The organism is Kluyvera genomosp. 2 (assembly GCF_036759865.1).
In the GTDB taxonomy this organism is placed as follows: Bacteria; Pseudomonadota; Gammaproteobacteria; order Enterobacterales; family Enterobacteriaceae; genus Kluyvera; species Kluyvera ascorbata_B.
Genome location: NZ_JAPKIA010000006.1, coordinates 125,979 through 140,275 on the forward strand (window position 1 = coordinate 125,979; position 14,297 = coordinate 140,275).

The 14,297-nt window shown below is 55.7% G+C and carries 11 protein-coding genes, 1 tRNA gene and 1 other RNA gene; 11 read left to right on the forward strand and 2 right to left on the reverse strand.

Going from position 1 to position 14,297, the window contains the following annotated elements:
- Positions 1-40 precede the first annotated feature (40 nt).
- Entirely contained in the window at positions 41-2,374 is a 2,334-nt protein-coding gene (locus tag V6942_RS08195) for a molybdopterin guanine dinucleotide-containing S/N-oxide reductase (protein WP_333501083.1), read from the forward strand.
- Here V6942_RS08195 and V6942_RS08200 read toward each other — a convergent pair.
- Both V6942_RS08200 and tag read right to left on the reverse strand, forming a co-directional pair.
- Complete coding sequence (locus V6942_RS08200) at positions 2,337-2,783, reverse strand: N-acetyltransferase (RefSeq protein WP_106925015.1); 447 nt, start codon at positions 2,781-2,783, stop codon at positions 2,337-2,339. The genes V6942_RS08195 and V6942_RS08200 overlap by 38 nt on opposite strands.
- Positions 2,761-3,342: a DNA-3-methyladenine glycosylase I gene (gene tag, locus V6942_RS08205; protein WP_106925016.1), complete on the reverse strand. Its 582-nt coding sequence runs from the start codon at positions 3,340-3,342 to the stop codon at positions 2,761-2,763. Before tag ends, V6942_RS08200 begins: the two co-directional genes overlap by 23 nt.
- Before the next feature lie 155 nt (positions 3,343-3,497).
- On the opposite strand from tag, the gene V6942_RS08210 reads away from it, so the two are divergent.
- The 10 genes from V6942_RS08210 (at position 3,498) to dppF (ending at position 14,141) form a co-directional block, all read left to right on the forward strand.
- Positions 3,498-4,205, forward strand: coding sequence for an autotransporter outer membrane beta-barrel domain-containing protein (locus tag V6942_RS08210; protein WP_182929851.1), 708 nt, complete (start codon positions 3,498-3,500; stop codon positions 4,203-4,205).
- 161 nt (positions 4,206-4,366) lie between these two features.
- The gene (locus V6942_RS08215) at positions 4,367-5,569 is read left to right on the forward strand and encodes an MFS transporter (RefSeq protein WP_333501084.1); all 1,203 of its coding nucleotides are present in this window, start codon (positions 4,367-4,369) and stop codon (positions 5,567-5,569) included.
- 213 nt (positions 5,570-5,782) lie between these two features.
- Complete coding sequence (eptB, locus tag V6942_RS08220) at positions 5,783-7,474, forward strand: kdo(2)-lipid A phosphoethanolamine 7''-transferase (protein WP_333501085.1); 1,692 nt, start codon at positions 5,783-5,785, stop codon at positions 7,472-7,474.
- 80 nt (positions 7,475-7,554) lie between these two features.
- Positions 7,555-7,631 (forward strand) — tRNA-Pro (locus tag V6942_RS08225).
- Between the two features lie 35 nt (positions 7,632-7,666).
- A non-coding RNA gene (locus V6942_RS08230) (RtT sRNA) lies at positions 7,667-7,800 on the forward strand.
- A 650-nt stretch (positions 7,801-8,450) separates the two neighbouring features.
- Positions 8,451-10,058, forward strand: a complete 1,608-nt coding sequence (dppA, locus tag V6942_RS08235) for a dipeptide ABC transporter periplasmic-binding protein DppA (protein ID WP_106925020.1) — start codon at positions 8,451-8,453, stop codon at positions 10,056-10,058.
- Positions 10,059-10,217: 159 nt separating this feature from the next.
- Positions 10,218-11,237, forward strand: coding sequence for a dipeptide ABC transporter permease DppB (gene dppB / locus V6942_RS08240; protein ID WP_064541180.1), 1,020 nt, complete (start codon positions 10,218-10,220; stop codon positions 11,235-11,237).
- A 9-nt stretch (positions 11,238-11,246) separates the two neighbouring features.
- Positions 11,247-12,140: a dipeptide ABC transporter permease DppC gene (gene dppC, locus V6942_RS08245; protein ID WP_106925021.1), complete on the forward strand. Its 894-nt coding sequence runs from the start codon at positions 11,247-11,249 to the stop codon at positions 12,138-12,140.
- A 10-nt stretch (positions 12,141-12,150) separates the two neighbouring features.
- Positions 12,151-13,134 carry a dipeptide ABC transporter ATP-binding protein gene (gene dppD, locus V6942_RS08250; RefSeq protein ID WP_106925022.1) on the forward strand — a complete coding sequence of 328 codons (984 nt, stop codon included), beginning with the start codon at positions 12,151-12,153 and terminating at the stop codon, positions 13,132-13,134.
- The gene (dppF, locus tag V6942_RS08255; RefSeq protein WP_106925023.1) at positions 13,131-14,141 is read left to right on the forward strand and encodes a dipeptide ABC transporter ATP-binding subunit DppF; all 1,011 of its coding nucleotides are present in this window, start codon (positions 13,131-13,133) and stop codon (positions 14,139-14,141) included. The genes dppD and dppF overlap by 4 nt, the downstream gene beginning before the upstream one ends.
- Positions 14,142-14,297: the final 156 nt, after the last annotated feature.

A 14,297-nucleotide genomic window follows, 5' to 3' on the forward strand; every position in this document is an offset into this window, starting at 1 on the left:
GGCGCAATATATAACCGACGCCACCTGCAGGAGCGCTCATTTGTCTACGCCATCTTCTCCCTATACCGTTTTAACCGCTGCCCACTGGGGCCCGATTCTTGTCGACACCGACGGCGAGCAGGTGCTCGCCTCACGCGGTGCGCTACAGACTTCGTTTACCAACTCGCTGCAAAGCGTGGTACGCGACCAGGTGCACAGCAAAACCCGCGTGCGTTATCCGATGGTACGTAAGGGTTTTCTCGCCTCGCCGGAGAGCCCGCAGGGCATACGCGGGCAGGATGAGTTTGTTCGGGTCAGTTGGGATGACGCGCTGGCATTGATCGATCGCCAGCACCGCCGTATTCGCGAAAGTTACGGGCCGGCGTCGATTTTTGCCGGATCATACGGCTGGCGTTCCAACGGAGTGTTGCATAAGGCGGCGACGCTGCTGCAGCGTTATATGAGCCTGGCTGGCGGCTACACCGGCCATCTGGGGGACTACTCCACCGGCGCAGCGCAGGCGATCATGCCGCATGTGGTCGGTGGCAATGAGGTCTATCAACAGCAAACCAGCTGGCCGATGGTGCTCGAACATACCGATGTGGTGGTGCTTTGGAGCGCCAACCCAATGAATACGCTGAAAATTGCCTGGAATGCTTCCGACGAGCAGGGGCTGCCCTATTTTGAACAGCTGCGGCACAGCGGTAAACGCCTGATCTGCATCGATCCGATGCGATCGGAAACCGTCGCCTTTTTCGGTGAATCGATGGAGTGGATTGCGCCGCATATGGGCACGGACGTGGCGCTGATGCTGGGCATCGCCCATACGCTTTTGACCAATAACTGGCACGATGCCGAGTTTTTATCGCGGTGTACCACCGGTTTCCCGACGTTTGCCGATTATTTGCTGGGTCAAAAAGACGGTGAGGCGAAGTCCGCCGAGTGGGCGGCAGCGATTTGCGGCGTTAGCGCGGATAAAATTCGCGAACTAGCGGATATTTTTCATAAAAATACCACGATGTTGATGTCCGGTTGGGGAATGCAGCGCCAGCAGTTTGGCGAACAGAAGCACTGGATGCTGGTGACGCTCGCCGCCATGCTGGGCCAGATTGGTACGCCGGGCGGTGGCTTTGGCCTCTCTTATCACTTTGCAAACGGCGGCAACCCGACACGGCGCGCGGCGGTGCTGGCATCGATGCAGGGCACCGTGAAAGGCGGCGTTGATGCCGTCGATAAAATCCCGGTGGCGCGTATCGTCGAGGCGCTGGAAAACCCCGGCGCGCCGTATCAGCATAACGGCATGGATCGCCACTTCCCGGATATCCGCTTTGTCTGGTGGGCGGGCGGCGCTAACTTTACCCATCATCAGGATACCAACCGGCTGATTCGCGCCTGGCAGAAGCCCGAGCTGGTGGTGATATCCGAATGCAACTGGACGGCGGCGGCCCGACATGCCGATATCGTGCTGCCGGCGACGACCTCGTTCGAACGCAACGATTTGACCATGACCGGAGATTACAGCAACCAGCATCTGGTACCGATGAAGCGTGTGGTGGCACCGCGTGATGAAGCGCGAGACGATTTTGAGGTTTTTGCCGAACTGAGCGAGCGCTGGGAACCGGGCGGCCGGGCGCGCTTTACCGAAGGCAAGAATGATTTGCAGTGGCTGGAAACGTTCTACAACATCGCCGGGCAGCGCGGTGCACCCATGGGGGTAACGTTGCCGTCGTTTGAGCGCTTCTGGCAGGATAATGAACTGATTGAAATGCCGGAAAACGCGCAGAATGCCGCCTTTGTGCGCTTTAGCGATTTCCGCGCCGATCCGCTGGCTAACCCGCTGAAAACGCCGAGCGGGAAAATCGAAATTTACTCTGAGCGTATTGCTAGCTTCCAGTACTCCGACTGTCCGCCGCACCCAATGTGGCTGGCACCGGATGAATGGCACGGTAACGCGCAGCCTGGGCAGCTACAGCTGTTGTCGGCGCATCCGGCGCACCGCCTGCACAGTCAGCTTAATCATACTTCCCTGCGTGAACGTTACGCGGTGGCCGGGCGCGAGCCGATTACGCTGCATCCACAGGATGCGCAGGCGCGGCAGATTCGCGATGGCGACCTGGTGCGCGTGTGGAACGCCCGTGGCCAGGTGCTGGCGGGGGCTGCGGTGAGTGAAGACATCAAACCCGGCGTCATCTGCCTGCACGAAGGGGCGTGGCCCGACTTCGCGCCGGAGGCGGGCGGCATTTGTAAGAATGGGGCGGTTAACGTGCTGACGAAAGACATCCCCAGCTCACGGCTGGGGAACGGCTGCGCAGGGAATACCGCGCTGGCGTGGATTGAGAAATATGATGGCCCGGCGCTTACGCTAACGGCGTTTGATCCGCCTGCCAACGCATGATCCACGTGGGATGTCGGGTCTCATCCTGCCAGGCGCTGTCTTCAATACGAAAACCCTGCGCGTGGTAGAAATTCACCGCCCGACCGTTTTTCTGGTACACCTCAAGACTGAGGTCGGAGAAGCGCTGCTTGACGACATCGAGCAGCGCCCGGCCGATTCCCCGATGGATGGCATCCGGGGCAACGAACAGCGCGCCGACAAAACGCGACTCCATCACGCTGATAAACCCTTGCAAGCGAGGCCCCTCTTCCCACACCCAGGTTTCGGCTGCGGGAAGGTAGGTATCGCGCACAAGGCTTAAACTCTCCTGCCAGTACTGCGTATGGATAAACGGGTGCGCAAAGGTGGTGCTGTCCAGCCACAGCGTGAGCAAGGGATCGAACTGGTCAGTGTTCCATTTTCTGATCATGCTGAACTCCAGGATGGCAGAAGCAGACGGTCACGTGATCGTTGACCAGCCCGCAGGCTTGCATAAAGGAATAACAGATGGTGGTGCCAACAAATTTAAAACCGCGTTTTTTCAGCGCTTTTGATAGCGCATCTGACGCCGGCGTTGAGGTGGCGATTTCGCCAAGCGTCGCCGCCTGAGTAACGATGGGCGCGTTATCGACAAACGACCACACGAAGTCGTTAAAGGATTCACCGTGAGCTTCCATCGCCAGGAAGGCGCGCGCGTTGCCGATAATGGCCTGAATTTTTCCCCGATGGCGAATGATACCGGCGTCCAGTACCAATCGTTCGACGTCCTCTTCGCTCATGGCGGCCACTTTTACCGGGTCGAAATCGTGGAAGGCGCGACGATAGTTTTCGCGCTTTTTCAGCACGGTTATCCAGGAAAGCCCGGCCTGCTGGCCTTCCAGGCAAATCATCTCGAACAGTTTTTGATTGTCTCTTTGCGGGACGCCCCACTCGTTATCGTGATACGCAATATAAAGCGGATCCTGGCTTACCCAACCACAGCGCTGCATGTGCTTCTCCCTTTTTGTCATTCACGCATGTCTGATAATAAAACTCTGTACTGCTCTTGACGTCGCTCATAAAGCGACAATAGTTAATACAGGGCGCTTTATCCCTAAAAACATAACAATAACTGCCAAAACTGGCTCTTTTCTGGAGTCACTTAATGAATAATAAGAAATGCAATGGCCTTTGGCGATGTGCTGCGCCAGCGTCGGTTTTCGTGTGGATGTTACTATCACCACATGCGAATGCCTGGCAACAGGAATATATCGTGACTGATGCGAAAAGTAATACTGCGGCGCGCTATACATGGGATAGCGATCACCAACCGCGGTACGATGACATTCTGGCTGAGCGTATTGAAGCCGTGCAAACCGGCGCGGGGTTGAATATGAACCTTCCGGATACGACGCCGCTGGATGCGACCAAAACCATGAGCGTTGGCTGGAATTTTCCGCTGACCGAGAGCATGACCACCGGGCCGGTTGTGACGTGGCACTATGACGGATCGCCGGGCTATATGTGGAATGAGTTTGGCGATACGGCGAATGCCGGTAGCCAGACCGATCCGCTCTGGCATGCGAGCGTCAGTACGCTCGGGTGGCGCGTTGATTCGCACCCGTGGCTGGGCATTCGCCCGTGGGCCCAGATCAGCTACAACCAGCAGTTTGGCGAGAATCAGTGGAAAGCGCAGTCCGGCCTCAATCGGATGCCCACGACGACGCAGGACGGTAACTGGGTTGATGTGACCGTCGGGGCCGACATGTTACTGAACTCACATCTGGCGGCCTATGCGGCGTTGTCGCAGGCGGACAATATGGCGGCGGGGGCGAATTATCTTTATACCATGGGCGTTAGCGCGCGCTTTTAAACACGCGATATATTCAGTGGAGTAATTGTTTTTTCAATGTCATTCATTCCGCTGCTGATGCATTTTATTCCGCTCTGAATGCATTTCATGCCTTTTTGGACCTGCGAAAATGCTAACTTCGTTATCGTTAGCAGCAGTTAATTCAAGAAGGCATCTTCATCATGAACGCTGCAACCCAAAATCACACCCGCTGGCTGACATTGCTCGGCACCATTATTACTCAGTTTGCCTTAGGTTCCGTTTATACCTGGAGCCTGTTTAACAGCGCGTTGTCCAGCAAGCTGGACGCGTCGGTCAGCCAGGTGGCATTTTCTTTCGGTTTGCTAAGCCTGGGTCTGGCGCTGTCCTCTTCCGTTGCCGGTAAACTGCAAGAACGCTTTGGCGTGAAGAATGTCACCATTGCTTCCGGCATCCTGTTAGGCGTGGGCTTCTTCCTGACTGCCCATGCGAACAGCTTGATGATGCTGTGGCTCAGCGCAGGGATCATTGTTGGCCTGGCGGACGGTGCAGGTTATCTGCTCACGCTCTCCAACTGCGTGAAATGGTTCCCGGAACGTAAAGGGTTAATTTCCGCCTTTGCTATCGGTGCGTATGGCCTGGGTAGCCTCGGATTTAAATTTATCGATAGCCACCTGCTGGCAACCGTCGGCCTGGAAAATACCTTTATGATTTGGGGCGCGATTGTGCTGGTGATGATTGTCTTCGGCGCGATGCTGATGAAAGATGCGCCAAATCAGGAAGTGAAAAGCAGCAATGGCGTGGTGGCGAACGACTTTACGCTGGCTGAGTCCATGCGTAAACCACAGTACTGGATGCTGGCAGTTATGTTCCTGACCGCCTGCATGAGCGGCCTGTATGTCATTGGCGTAGCGAAAGATATTGCTCAGGGCATGGTTCATCTGGATTTGGCGACTGCGGCAAATGCTGTCACCGTCATCTCCATTGCTAACCTCAGCGGTCGTCTGGTGCTGGGTATCCTGTCCGATAAAATCGCACGAATTCGCGTGATTACTATCGGTCAGGTTATCTCGCTGGTGGGCATGGCGGCGCTGCTATTCGCTCCGCTCAATGATGTGACTTTCTTCGCCGCTATCGCCTGTGTCGCCTTTAACTTCGGCGGGACTATCACCGTATTCCCATCGCTGGTGAGCGAGTTCTTCGGCCTGAACAATCTGGCGAAAAACTACGGCGTGATTTACTTAGGCTTCGGTATCGGCAGCATCTGCGGTTCGCTGATTGCTTCCCTGTTCGGCGGCTTCTACGTGACCTTCTGCGTGATTTTCGCGCTGCTGATTATCTCGTTGGCGCTGTCCACCACCATTCGTCAGCCGCGAACCGAAATGTTGCATCAGGCCCACGCCTAATCGTATTGCCCTCCTCAATAAAATGATTCAGGCCAAATATTTTTGTAAATATTTGGCCTGATCACATTCGTAGCGAATACTTTTCCCCTTTCCTGTTGTCTACTTAGCGCGCTTGCAAATGCGGCCCGGTGGGTATGACGCATATTATTAACTGGCTTACTAATTCTGTGATTTGTAACTGGTTTTTTTTCCCCTTTTTCCAGGGTTTTTCGAATGAGATATATCAAAGCGATGTCCCAGCAGAAGCTGAGCCTTCTGCTGGCAGTGTACATCGGCTGGTTTATGAACTATTCCGTGTTGGTTCGCCGTTTTGGCGGCTACCTTGCGGACTTTAATGTCGAGAAAGGGATTTCTATCGTCATTGAGCTGGTCGGCACGCTGCTGGTGACGTTCTTTTTACTGCGCCTGCTGTCGCTCGGTGGACGCCGGATGTGGAAAGTGCTGGCAACGGCCGTTGTGCTAATCTCCTCCGGTGCCAGCTACTACATGACCAACCTTAATGTCGTGATTGGCTATGGCATTATTGCTTCGGTTATGACCACCGATATCGATCTTTCCAAAGAGGTGGTGGGCTGGCATTTTATTTCCTGGCTGGTGCTGACCAGCATCGTACCGCTGGTGTTTATTTGGTTTAACCAGGTGCGTGACACGCTGCTCCATCAGCTTATGACGCGGGGGCAGCGTTTACGCGGCGTCGGTATTGTGCTGGTGACGGCACTGCTGGTATGGGGCCCTATTCGCTTGATGGAGTCGCATCTGAAAGATACTGAGCGGCTGTCACAGGTGGATATGCCGAGCTATGGCGGCGTACTGGCTAACTCTTATCTGCCGAGCAACTGGGTTTCTGCGCTGAGCCTGTACGGCTGGACGCAGGTCGATGAGTCCCTTGATACTAACGAGCTTATCGATCCGGCGAAAAAGTTTACCTATCTTGCGCCGAAAGATATTGATGACACCTATCTGGTGTTTGTCATCGGCGAAACGACCCGTTGGGATCATATGAGCCTGTTTGGCTATGGGCGAGATACCACGCCGGGGCTGGCAAAGGAAAAAAATCTGGTGGCGTTCCGCGGCTACTCCTGCGACACCGCTACCAAGCTCTCGTTGCGCTGTATGTTCGTCCGTCAGGGCGGGGCCAGCGATAACCCGCAGCGGACGCTGAAAGAGCAGAACGTGTTTGCAGTACTCCATCAGCTAGGCTTTACCGGCGATCTCCTGGCCATGCAGAGCGAGCTGTGGTTCTACAGCAACACCATGGCGAATAACATCGCCTACCGTGAGCAAATCGGTGCCGAACCGCGTAACCGTGGTAAGGCAGTGGATGACATGCTGCTGGCGGACGAAATGAAAAACGTGCTGGCGCGCACCGGCGTTGATGGTAACCATCTGATTATTATCCACACGAAGGGGTCGCACTTTAACTACACCCAGCGCTACCCGCGCAGCTTTGCGAAGTGGACGCCGGAGTGCGTGAACGTGGACGATAAGTGCAGCAAAGCGGAGCTGATTAACTCGTACGATAACTCGATCACTTACGTTGACCATTTCCTGGTGAACATATTCGATCAGCTGCGCGATAAGAAGGCGATCGTCTTCTATGCCGCAGACCACGGCGAGTCGATTAACAACCACGAGCGTCTGCACGGTACGCCGCGTAAGATGGCTCCGCCGGAGCAGTTCCGTGTCCCGATGCTGGTCTGGATGTCTGATAAGTATCTGGAAAACCCGGACCATGCGAAGTCATTCGCTTACCTGCAACAGCAGGCGGCAATGAAACAGCCGAAGCGCCACGTTGAGCTTTATGACACTATCATGGGCTGTCTGGGGTACACTTCCCCGGATGGCGGTATCAACGAGCGTAATAACTGGTGTCATGTCCCCGAGGCGAAAAAAGCGGCGCAGTGATGGCTTTCTGGCCGAACGAAGGGCTTTTGTAAAATAAGGGATTGACGAGGGCGGGGCGCAGCAGTAAGATGCGCCGCATTCGGTGATTGGCGCAGCCTGGTAGCGCACTTCGTTCGGGACGAAGGGGTCGGAGGTTCGAATCCTCTATCACCGACCAAATTAGAAAAAGCCGCTCAATGAGCGGCTTTTTTGCATCTGTAGCCCGGATAGAGGATGAGAATCTCCGGGGGTAAGAGGTTCGACCCAAGCGCAGCGAGAGAACGTTGCGTCAGCAACGGCCCGCAGGGCGAGCCACGAAGTGGCGAGTTATCCTCTATCACCGACCAAATTAGAAAAAGCCGCTCAATGAGCGGCTTTTTTGCATCTGTAGTCTGTAGGCCGGATAAGGCATTCATGCCGCCATCCGGCAACAACCTCCCATTCGGCCCGCTCTTCGCCGCAAACTCTTAACCTGTTTGTTCACAATTCTGTGACATATTCCATTGTATTTTTATATGCATAGCGGGATCTTTTTTTACGCTGCTTATGGGTAACCTCAGCATTTTCACCTGTGCGTTTTAACGTTCGCGGCATTAATCGCTCAGATAATCAGCATATCGAAAGAAATTTTTCTCATTATGGCTAATTGTTAATCACTGAATGTTGCAAATTATTAAGTGGATAACTCTGCCTTATCGCCCATAGCATAAATTTCTCTGCTGAAAATAGCGCTTCGGGGTTTTTTTAATCTTTGCCCATCCATTCTCACCTTCAATACAAATCCCGGTTAACTGTATTGACGTTTTCACATTCTGTTGACAGATTGTAGGGCATGAGGGGCATTTCATGGAGAATCCGCGCTGCAACTCAGATGTTCCAGTGAAAGGAATCCCGCCTCTACTACGCATCGACCAAGCCGGGTAAAAAATAAATAAGGCCAGGCGGTGTAACCCAATGCAAAGGGTAAAAACAACACATATCACATTGGAGCAGAATAATGAGTATTTCCTTGAAGAAGTCAGGGATGCTGAAGCTGGGCCTCAGCCTGGTCGCGATGACCGTTGCTGCCAGCGTACAGGCCAAAACCCTGGTTTATTGTTCAGAAGGCTCGCCGGAAGGCTTTAACCCACAGCTCTTTACGTCTGGTACCACCTATGATGCCAGCTCCGTACCTATTTATAACCGTCTGGTTGAATTCAAAACCGGTACCACGGAAATCGTCCCGGGTCTGGCTGAGAAATGGGACATCAGCCCGGACGGCAAAACCTATACCTTCCACCTGCGTCAGGGCGTGAAGTGGCAGGACAATAAAGACTTTAAACCGACGCGTGATATGAACGCCGACGATATCGTCTTCTCCTTCGACCGTCAGAAAAACGCACAAAACCCGTACCACAAAGTCTCTGGCGGCAGCTATGAATACTTCGAAGGTATGGGCCTGCAAGACCTGATTAGCGAAGTGAAAAAAGTCGACGATAACACCGTCCAGTTCGTGCTGACTCGCCCGGAAGCGCCGTTCCTGGCTGACCTGGCGATGGACTTCGCGTCTATTCTGTCCAAAGAATATGCTGACAACATGCTGAAAGCCGGCACGCCGGAGAAAGTTGACCTGAACCCAATCGGTACCGGTCCATTCCAGCTGCAGCAATACCAGAAAGACTCGCGTATTCTGTACAAAGCGTTCCCGGGCTACTGGGGCACCAAGCCGCAGATCGACCGTCTGGTCTTCTCCATCACGCCTGACGCGTCCGTGCGTTATGCCAAGCTGCAGAAGAACGAGTGCCAGGTGATGCCGTACCCGAACCCGGCCGACATCGCGCGCATGAAAGAAGACAAGAGCATCAACCTGATGGAACAGGCTGGCCTGAACGTGGGTTACCTCTCCTTCAACACCGAGAAAAAACCGTTTGATGACGTGAAAGTGCGCCAGGCGCTGACCTACGCGGTCAACAAAGAAGCGATCATCAAGGCCGTTTATCAGGGCGCTGGCGTAGCCGCGAAAAACCTGATCCCGCCAACCATGTGGGGCTATAACGACGACGTCAAAGACTACAGCTACGATCCGGAAAAAGCCAAGGCGCTGCTGAAAGAAGCGGGTCAGGATAAAGGCTTCACCGTTGAGCTGTGGGCGATGCCGGTACAGCGTCCGTACAACCCGAACGCGCGCCGTATGGCGGAGATGATTCAGGCTGACTGGGCGAAGATCGGCGTGCAGGCCAAAATCGTCACCTACGAGTGGGGCGAATACCTCAAGCGCGCGAAAGCGGGCGAACACCAGGCCGTGATGATGGGCTGGACCGGCGACAACGGGGATCCGGATAACTTCTTCGCGACGCTGTTCAGCTGCGCGGCGGCGAAAGACGGCTCTAACTACTCTCGCTGGTGCTACAAGCCGTTTGAAGACCTGATTCAGCCGGCACGTGCGACCGATAACCACGAGAAACGCGTTGAACTGTACAAGCAGGCGCAGGTGGTGATGCACGATCAGGCTCCGGCGCTGATCATTGCACACTCCACCGTATACGAGCCGGTGCGTAAAGAAGTCAAAGGCTATGTGGTTGACCCGTTAGGTAAGCACCACTTCGACAACGTATCTATCGAATAATAAAGACGACGCCTTAACAGGCAGCGCATGCTTCCTGCCCCCCTTGGGGTGGGAAGCCGCGCCGTATCTGCGCCTCTCGCGTTTGGCGAGGGCGGCAGATTTGTGAGCAATACAGACGGCCTGTGACCAGGCGGGACGTCATTAGAGAGAATCAGGGTTATGTTGCAGTTCATCCTCAAACGGTTGGGTCTGGTGATCCCAACGTTTATCGGTATCACCCTCCTTACGTTTGCCTTCGTGCATATGATCCCCGGCGATCCGGTGATGATTATGGCCGGCGAGCGTGGTATTTCCCCTGAGCGCCATGCCCAGCTTCTGGCCGAACTCGGCCTGGATAAGCCGATGTGGCAACAGTACCTCCACTATATCTGGGGCGTACTGCACGGTGACTTAGGCATTTCATTAAAGAGCCGACTCCCGGTGTGGGATGAGTTCGTGCCGCGCTTTAAAGCGACGCTGGAACTCGGTATTTGCGCCATGATTTTCGCCGTCGCCGTGGGGATTCCGGTGGGCGTACTGGCTGCGGTTAAACGCGGTTCTATCTTCGATCACACCGCCGTTGGCCTTGCGCTGACCGGCTATTCCATGCCGATTTTCTGGTGGGGCATGATGCTGATTATGCTGGTGTCGGTTCACTGGAACCTGACGCCGGTATCCGGGCGCGTGAGTGACATGGTGTTTCTCGACGACTCAAACCCTTTGACCGGCTTTATGCTGATTGATACCGCCATCTGGGGGGAAGAGGGCAACTTTATCGACGCGCTGGCGCATATGATTCTGCCCGCCATCGTGCTGGGGACCATTCCGCTGGCGGTGATCGTGCGTATGACGCGCTCCTCGATGCTGGAAGTGCTGGGCGAAGACTACATCCGTACCGCGCGCGCCAAAGGGCTGACCCGCATGCGTGTGATTATCGTCCACGCGCTGCGCAATGCCATGCTGCCGGTTGTCACCGTTATCGGTCTGCAGGTCGGCACGCTGCTGGCAGGCGCAATTTTGACGGAAACCATCTTCTCCTGGCCGGGTCTGGGTCGCTGGCTGATTGATGCCTTGCAGCGCCGTGACTATCCGGTAGTGCAGGGCGGCGTGCTGCTGGTGGCGACGATGATTATTCTCGTCAACCTGCTGGTAGACCTGCTGTACGGCGTGGTGAACCCGCGCATTCGTCATAAGAAGTAAGGGGCCGTCATGTCACAAGTTACTGAGAATAAAGCACCGGTGCCGATGACCCCGTTACAGGAATTCTGGCACTACTTTAAACGCAATAAGGGCGCGGTCGTTGGCCTGGTGTACGTGGTCATCGTGCTGTTTATTGCCATTTTCGCCAACTGGATTGCGCCGTATAACCCGGCGGATCAGTTCCGCGATACGCTGCTAGCGCCACCTGCATGGCAGGAGGGCGGCTCGTGGGCACACTTATTTGGTACCGATGATGTGGGGCGTGACGTACTGTCGCGGCTGATGTACGGCGCGCGCCTGTCGCTGCTGGTCGGGTGCCTGGTGGTTGTCCTGTCGCTGATCATGGGGGTGGTTCTTGGGCTGGTTGCCGGTTATTTCGGCGGGCTGGTCGATAACATCATTATGCGCGTCGTCGACATCATGCTGGCGCTGCCAAGCCTGCTGCTGGCACTGGTGCTGGTGGCCATCTTCGGCCCATCAATTGGCAACGCCGCGCTGGCGTTGACGTTTGTGGCCCTGCCGCACTACGTTCGCTTAACCCGTGCTGCCGTGCTGGTGGAAGTGAACCGCGACTACGTTACGGCCTCACGCGTCGCGGGCGCTGGCGCAATGCGCCAGATGTTCGTCAATATTTTCCCGAACTGCCTTGCGCCGCTGATTGTTCAGGCCTCGCTCGGTTTCTCTAACGCCATTCTCGATATGGCTGCCCTCGGCTTCCTGGGGATGGGCGCACAGCCGCCTACGCCGGAATGGGGCACCATGCTCTCTGACGTTCTGCAGTTTGCGCAAAGCGCCTGGTGGGTCGTGACCTTCCCGGGGCTGGCAATCCTGCTGACGGTGCTGGCATTTAACCTGATGGGTGACGGTCTGCGTGACGCGCTCGATCCCAAACTGAAGCAGTAAGAGGTTCGAGATGGCGTTATTAAATGTAGATAAATTATCGGTGCACTTCGGCGATGAAGGCACACCGTTTAAGGCCGTGGATCGCGTGAGCTATAGCGTGAGCCAGGGGGAAGTGGTCGGTATCGTCGGTGAGTCCGGCTCCGGTAAATCGGTCAGCTCGCTGGCGATTATGGGGTTGATTGATTACCCGGGCCGCGTAATGGCGGAAAGCCTGCAGTTCAACGGCCAGGATCTGAAACGAATCTCTGAGAAGGAGCGTCGTAACCTGGTCGGTGCCGAAGTGGCGATGATCTTCCAGGATCCGATGACCAGCCTGAACCCGTGCTACACCGTCGGTTTCCAGATTATGGAAGCGATTAAAGTTCATCAGGGCGGCAATAAGAAAACGCGTCGCCAGCGGGCGATTGATCTGCTCAACCAGGTCGGTATTCCGGATCCGGCCTCGCGTCTGGATGTTTATCCGCACCAGCTTTCCGGTGGGATGAGCCAGCGCGTGATGATCGCGATGGCGATCGCCTGCCGTCCGAAGCTGCTGATTGCCGATGAACCGACGACCGCGCTGGACGTCACCATCCAGGCGCAGATCATCGAGCTGCTGCTTGAATTGCAGCAAAAAGAGAATATGGCGCTGATCCTGATTACTCACGATCTGGCGCTGGTGGCCGAAGCGGCGCACAAAATTATCGTCATGTATGCCGGTCAGGTGGTGGAGACGGGCGCCGCCAGCGATATCTTCCGCGCGCCGCGCCATCCGTATACTCAGGCCTTGCTGCGCGCGCTGCCGGAGTTTGCTCAGGACAAAGCGCGTCTGGCTTCCCTGCCGGGCGTGGTGCCGGGTAAGTACGACCGCCCGAATGGCTGTCTGCTCAACCCGCGCTGCCCGTATGCCACGGAAAAATGCCGCAGCGTAGAGCCTGAGCTGAACACCGTTGACGGTGCTCGCCAGTCGAAATGTCACTATCCACTCGATGATGCCGGGAGGCCCACACTATGAGTACGCACGAGGCCACCTCGCAGCAGCCGCTGCTGCAAGCCATTGACTTGAAAAAACACTACCCGGTGAAGAAGGGCATGTTTGCCCCGGAACGGCTGGTGAAGGCGCTGGACGGCGTCTCCTTTACCCTCGAACGCGGTAAAACGCTGGCGGTGGTGGGGGAATCCGGCTGTGGTAAATCCACTCTGGGTCGCCTGTTAACGATGATTGAAGTGCCGACCGGCGGTGAGCTGTATTACCAGGGGCAGGACTTGCTCAAGCACGACCCGCATGCGCAAAAGCTGCGCCGGCAGAAGATCCAGATTGTGTTCCAGAATCCGTACGGTTCCCTGAACCCGCGTAAAAAAGTGGGACAGATTCTGGAAGAGCCGCTGTTGATTAACACCCCGCTCAGCAAAGAGCAGCGTCGTGAAAAAGCGCTGGCGATGATGGCGAAGGTGGGTCTGAAAACCGAGCACTACGATCGCTATCCGCATATGTTCTCCGGCGGTCAGCGCCAGCGTATTGCTATCGCCCGCGGTCTGATGCTGGATCCGGATGTGGTGATTGCCGATGAACCGGTGTCCGCACTCGACGTTTCCGTGCGCGCGCAGGTGCTGAACCTGATGATGGATTTGCAGCAGGATCTGGGGCTGTCCTATGTTTTTATCTCCCACGACCTGTCGGTGGTAGAGCATATTGCTGATGAAGTCATGGTGATGTACCTGGGCCGCTGCGTGGAGAAGGGGAGTAAGGATCAGATCTTCAATAATCCACAGCACCCGTACACCCAGGCGCTGTTGTCGGCAACGCCGCGTCTGAATCCGGACGAACGTCGTGAGCGCATTAAACTCACCGGCGAGCTGCCAAGCCCGCTTAACCCGCCGCCGGGCTGCGCGTTTAACGCCCGCTGCCGCCGCCGATTTGGGCCATGTACACAGCTCCAGCCGCAGTTGAAAGATTATGGCGGTCAGCTGGTGGCGTGTTTCGCCGTCGATCAGGATGAAAATCCGGAAAAAAGCCTCTAACTTGCTATAGACGCAGTATCAGGGCCGCAGGGGTAAAACTCTGCGGCCTTTTTCGTTTTCGGGCGCAATTCTGAAAGTGAGCGGGTGGCGACGAGCGACGGGACGGTTTGCAGTAGTATCGGACATAAGCCGGGTCTTCCCGGTGAGGCGCAATGT

What these genes read in the sequence shown, in the direction of transcription:
- dppB (WP_064541180.1), top strand. Translation starts at nt 10,218, where the DNA reads ATGTTGCAGTTCATCCTCAAACGGTTGGGTCTGGTGATCCCAACGTTT.
- dppC (WP_106925021.1), top strand. Translation starts at nt 11,247, where the DNA reads ATGTCACAAGTTACTGAGAATAAAGCACCGGTGCCGATGACCCCGTTA.
- dppD (WP_106925022.1), top strand. Translation starts at nt 12,151, where the DNA reads ATGGCGTTATTAAATGTAGATAAATTATCGGTGCACTTCGGCGATGAA.
- V6942_RS08210 (WP_182929851.1), top strand. Translation starts at nt 3,498, where the DNA reads ATGAATAATAAGAAATGCAATGGCCTTTGGCGATGTGCTGCGCCAGCG.
- tag (WP_106925016.1), bottom strand. Translation starts at nt 3,342, where the DNA reads ATGCAGCGCTGTGGTTGGGTAAGCCAGGATCCGCTTTATATTGCGTAT.
- V6942_RS08200 (WP_106925015.1), bottom strand. Translation starts at nt 2,783, where the DNA reads ATGATCAGAAAATGGAACACTGACCAGTTCGATCCCTTGCTCACGCTG.
- dppA (WP_106925020.1), top strand. Translation starts at nt 8,451, where the DNA reads ATGAGTATTTCCTTGAAGAAGTCAGGGATGCTGAAGCTGGGCCTCAGC.
- V6942_RS08215 (WP_333501084.1), top strand. Translation starts at nt 4,367, where the DNA reads ATGAACGCTGCAACCCAAAATCACACCCGCTGGCTGACATTGCTCGGC.
- dppF (WP_106925023.1), top strand. Translation starts at nt 13,131, where the DNA reads ATGAGTACGCACGAGGCCACCTCGCAGCAGCCGCTGCTGCAAGCCATT.
- eptB (WP_333501085.1), top strand. Translation starts at nt 5,783, where the DNA reads ATGAGATATATCAAAGCGATGTCCCAGCAGAAGCTGAGCCTTCTGCTG.